This window comes from Micromonospora sp. NPDC004336, assembly GCF_053602615.1.
The window spans coordinates 1-5,222 of record NZ_JBSGDY010000273.1; the positions used below are offsets into that span (position 1 = coordinate 1).

The 5,222-nt window shown below is 76.9% G+C and carries 1 protein-coding gene; it reads right to left on the reverse strand.

The window, feature by feature from the left end; genetic code table 11:
• The coding region (locus ACWENR_RS29455) for an SDR family NAD(P)-dependent oxidoreductase (protein ID WP_452280211.1) at positions 1–5,222 on the reverse strand (5,222 nt) is incomplete at both ends.

Genomic DNA, 5,222 nt, shown 5'->3' on the forward strand with positions numbered 1-5,222 from the left:
GGCTGCTCGATGATCACGTGCGCGTTCGTGCCGGAGATGCCGAACGACGACACCGCCGCCCGACGCGGCCGGTCCACCTGCGGCCACGGGGTGGGCTCGGTGGCGAGGGCCACCGCCCCGGCCGACCAGTCCACGTGCGGCGACGGCTCGTCCACGTGCAGGGTCGGCGGGACGAGACCATGCCGCATCGCCAGCACCATCTTGATCACACCGGCCACACCGGCGGCCGCCTGGGCGTGGCCGATGTTCGACTTGATCGACCCGAGCCACAGCGGCTCCCGGCCCTGCCGGTCCTGCCCGTACGTGGCGAGGACCGCCTGGGCCTCGATCGGGTCGCCGAGGGTGGTGCTGGTGCCGTGCGCCTCGACGGCGTCGACGTCGGCCGGCGAGAGCCGGGCGTTCGCGAGGGCCTGCCGGATCACCCGCTGCTGCGACGGGCCGTTCGGCGCGGTCAGCCCGTTCGACGCGCCGTCCTGGTTCACCGCGCTGCCGCGTACCACCGCCAGCACGCGGTGCCCGTTGCGCCGCGCGTCCGACAGCCGCTCCACGAGCAGCACGCCGACGCCCTCGGACCAGCCCGTGCCGTCGGCCGACGCCGCGAACGACCGGCACCGGCCGTCGGCCGACAGACCACGCTGCCGCGAGAACTCGACGAACGTGCCCGGCGTCGCCATCACCGTCACGCCCCCGGCCAACGCCAGATCGCACTCGCCGCTGCGCAACGCCTGCACGGCCAGGTGCAAAGCCACCAGCGACGACGAACACGCCGTGTCGACGGTGACCGCCGGCCCCTCCAGGCCGAACGTGTACGCCACCCGGCCCGACAGCACGCTGCCCGAGTTCCCGGTGCCCACGTAGCCCTCGACCTCCGGCGTCTCCATGAGCCGCGTCGAGTAGTCGTGGTAGATCACGCCCGCGAACACGCCGGTGCGGCTGCCCCGCAGTCCCGCCGGGTCCAGGCCCGCCGACTCGAACGTCTCCCAGGACGCCTCCAACAGCAGCCGGTGCTGCGGGTCCATGGCGAGGGCCTCGCGGGGCGAGATGCCGAAGAAGCCGGGGTCGAACTCGGCCGCGCCGTACAGGAAGCCGCCGTGCCGGGTGTACGAGGTGCCGGCGTGGTCGGGGTCCGGGTCGTACAGCGACTCCAGGTCCCAGCCGCGGTCGGCCGGGAACTCCCCGATGCCCTCCCCGCCGGCGCTGACCAGCTTCCACAGCTCGTCGGGGGACTCGACCCCGCCGGGGTAGCGGCAGGCCATGCCGACGATCGCGATCGCCTCGTCGGCGTCGCCGGCCGCCGCCTCGTCGGCGGCGACGGCGCCGGGCCGGGTGCCGGCGAGTTCCGCGTACACGTGGGCCGCCAGGACCTGCGGGGACGGGTAGTCGAACACCAGGGTCGAGGTAAGGCGCAGGCCGGTCGCGCCGTTCACCCGGTTGCGCAGCTCGACGGCGGTCAGCGAGTCGAAGCCCAGGTCCTTGAAGGCCCGGTCGGCCGGCACCGCCTCGGCGCCGCCGTGCCCGAGGACCTGCGCGACGAGGCCCCGGACCATCTGGTCGACCTGCGCGAGGCCGTCCTCGGCGCTGAGGCCGGCGAGCCGGTCGGCCCAGCCACCGGGGGCGCCCTGCCCGGCCCGGCGGCGGGTCGTCGGCGCGTCGACCAGGTTGCGCAGCATCGGCGGTACGACCGCGCCGGCGGCCGCCGCCCGCAGCGCGGGTACGTCGATCGCGGCCGGCACCAGCACCGCGCGTTCCGCCGCCACGGCGGCGTCGAACAGCTCCAGGCCGGTGCGGGCGTTCATCGCCCGGATCCCGGCGCGTGCGGTGCGCGCCCGGTCCGCCTCGTCGAGGGAGGCGGCCATGCCGGCGGTGTCCCACATGCCCCACGCCAGGCTCACCGCCGGCAACCCGAGCTGCCGCCGCCACACCGCCAACCCGTCCAGGAACGCGTTACCCGCCGCATACGCCGACTGCCCCGGCGAACCCAACACACCCGCCACCGACGAGAACACCACGAACAAGTCGAGGTCCAGGCCCGCCGTCGCCTCGTGCAGGAACCACCCCGCCGACACCTTCGGCGCCAACACCCCCGCCAGACGGCCCCCGGTCAGCCCCTCGACCACCCCGTCGTCCAGGACGCCGGCGGTGTGCACCACACCCGCCAACCGGCCCCCGACGGCGATCTCGCCGACCAGGCCGAACACCTGATCCCGGTCCGTCACGTCACACGCCACCACCCGCACCGACGCACCCAACGCCGACAACCGCTCCGACAGCTCACCCGCACCCCCGGCCGCCGGACCACGCCGCGACACCAGCACCAGCGAGCGCACGCCGTGCACCGACACCAGATGCTCCGCCACCAGCGCCCCGAGCGCACCCGTACCGCCGGTCACCAGCACCGCGCCGTCACCCACCACCGGGCCGCCCGCCGCAGCCGGGGCGACCGCGCGCACCAGGCGCGGCACGAACACCTCGCCCGAGCGCACGGCCAGTTGGCCGCCGACCGGGTCGGCGGCGAAGCGGGCCAGGATGCCCAGTACGCCCGGGTCCACCGCGTCGTCGACGTCGGCGAGGACGATGCGGCCCGGATGCTCGGACTGCGCGGAGCGCAGCAGCCCCCACACCGCCGCGGCGGCCAGGTCGGTCACGCGGTCCTCGTCGCGGACGGCCAGCGCGCCCCGGGTCACCACCACGAGCGTCGAGTCCGCCAGCGCGTCGACGGCCAGCCACGCCCGCACCAGGCCCAGCACGTCAGCGGTGACCGCGCGTACGGCCTGCGCCGGGTCGCCGTCGTCGGCGGGCGACGCGGCCGGCGTGAAGAGCAGCAGGCGCGGCGGGGCGATGCCGGCGTCGATGGCGGCGCGGAGCTGCCTGATCGTCTCGGCGGAGGGGCCGCCGGGGACGCCCGGCAGGGCCGGCCCGCCGAGCACCGCCCAGCCCGACGCGTCGTCGACCGGGTCGACCTCCTCGGCCTGCCAGGCCACCTCGAACAGGGAGCGCGACGCCGCGCTCGGGGCGGCGACGCCGGTCAGCTCCCGCAGGACGAGGGAGTCGACCGACACCACCGGCGCGCCCGCCTCGTCGCGGGCGGTCAGCCGCACCCCGGAGCCGTTGCGGGTCAGCCGCACCCGCAGCAGCCGCGCGCCCGAGGCGTGCACCTGCACGCCCTCGAACGCGAACGGCACGCGCGGCCCGCCCGACTCCTCGGTGCCGGGCAGCAGCCCGATCGGGTGCAGGGCCGCGTCCAGCAGCGCCGGGTGCACCCCGAAGCGCGCCGCCTCCGTCGCCGCCTCGTCCGGCAGGGCCACCTCGGCGTAGACGTCGTCCTCGCCGGTCCAGACCCGGCGCAGCCCCTGGAACGCCGGCCCGTACGCCAGGCCGTGCCCGAGCAGCGCCGGGTACCAGCCGGTCAGGTCCACCTCGGTGGCGCCGGCGGGCGGCCAGGCGGCCGGCTGCGGTTCGTCGGCCGTCGCCGGCTCCAGCACGCCCTCCGCGTGCCGGGTCCAGCCCGCCTCCGGGTCGTCGTCGGGGCGGGAGTAGACGGCGACGGGGCGCTGCGGCGACTCCGACGCGGAGACCCGCACCTGGATCCGTACGCCCCCCGACTCGGGGAGCAGCAGCGGCACCAGCACCGTGAGGTCCCGCAGCCGCGGCAGGTCCGCCTCGTCGCCGGCGCGTACGGCCAGCTCGACCAGGGCCGTGCCCGGGACCAGCGGCACGCCGGAGACCACGTGGTCGGCCAGCCAGGGGTGGGTGGCCAGGGAGATCCGGCCGGTCAGCACGATCTCGTCGTCGCCGGCCAGGTCCACCGCCGCGCCGAGCAGCCCGTGCTCCGCCACGCCGAGGCCGGCGCCGCTGACGTCGCCGGCGCGCGGCCGGCCCACGGCGGGCCAGAAGCGCTGCCGCTGGAACGGGTACGTCGGCAGGTCGACCGGGCGGGTCGCGGCCGGCAGGAGGGCCGTCCAGGTGACGGGCGTGCCGTGCGCGTACAGCTCCGCCAGCGCGTGGACCAGCGACGCCGGCTCGGGGCGGCCGGGGCGCAGCGCCGCCACGACCGCCGCCGTGTCGTCGTCGGGCAGGCAGGCGCGCACCATGCCGGCGAGCACCGCGTCGGGGCCGAGTTCGAGGAACGTACGCACGTTGCGGTCGCGGAGGGCCGCGACCCCGTCGGCGAACCGGACGGTCTCCCGGACGTGCCGGACCCAGTAGTCGGCGGTGCCGATCTCGTCGGGGTCGGCGACCCGGCCGGTCAGGTTCGACACGATCGGCAGGGCGGGCCAGTGGAACGTCAGCCCGTCGAGCACCTGCCGGAACTCGTCGAGCATCGGCTCCATCAGCGGGCTGTGGAACGCGTGGCTGACGGTGAGCCGGCGGGTGCGGACGCCCCGCTCCTGCCAGGTCCGCTCCACCTCGGCCAGGGCCTCGGCGGCGCCGGAGACCACCACGGCGGCGGGGCCGTTGACGGCGGCGACGCCGGCCCGGTCGGCGAGCCCGGCGATCGACTCGGCGACCGCGTCCTCGGCGGCGGCCACGGCGAGCATGCCGCCGCCGGCCGGCAGCGCCTGCATGAGCCGGCCCCGCGCCGCGACCAGCGCGCACGCGTCGGCCAGGGTGAACAGGCCGGCGACGTGGGCGGCGGCCACCTCGCCGATGGAGTGCCCGGCGACCAGGTCCGGCGCGACGCCGAACGACTCGACGAGGCGGAACAGCGCCACCTCGACGGCGAACAGCCCGGCCTGGGTGAACACCGTCCGGTCCAGCAGCTCCGCCTCGACGGAACCGTCCGGCGCGAACAGCACCTCCCGCAACGGGCGCGGCAGCAGCGGATCCAGGTGCCCGCACACCTCGTCCAACGCGGCGGCGAAGGCCGGGAACGCCGCGTACATCTCGCGGCCCATCCCGGCGCGCTGCGCGCCCTGACCGGAGAAGACGACGGCGGTCCGGCCGCCGCGGGCGACGCCGCGCACGACGGCGGCGGAGGGCTCGTCGTCGGCGAGGGCGTCGAGGGCGTCGAGGAGGCCGTCGCGGTCGCCGGGCAGCAGCACCGCGCGGTGCTCGAAGGCGCTCCGTCCCGTGGCGAGCGCCCGGCCGAGGTCGGCGACGGTCAGGTCCGGCTCGTCGTCGGCGAGGGTCCGCAGCCGGCGCGCCTGCTCGCGCAGGGCGGCGTCGTCGCGGGCCGAGAGCACGCAGGCGGCGAGGTCGCCCGGGACGCCCGCGACGGGCGC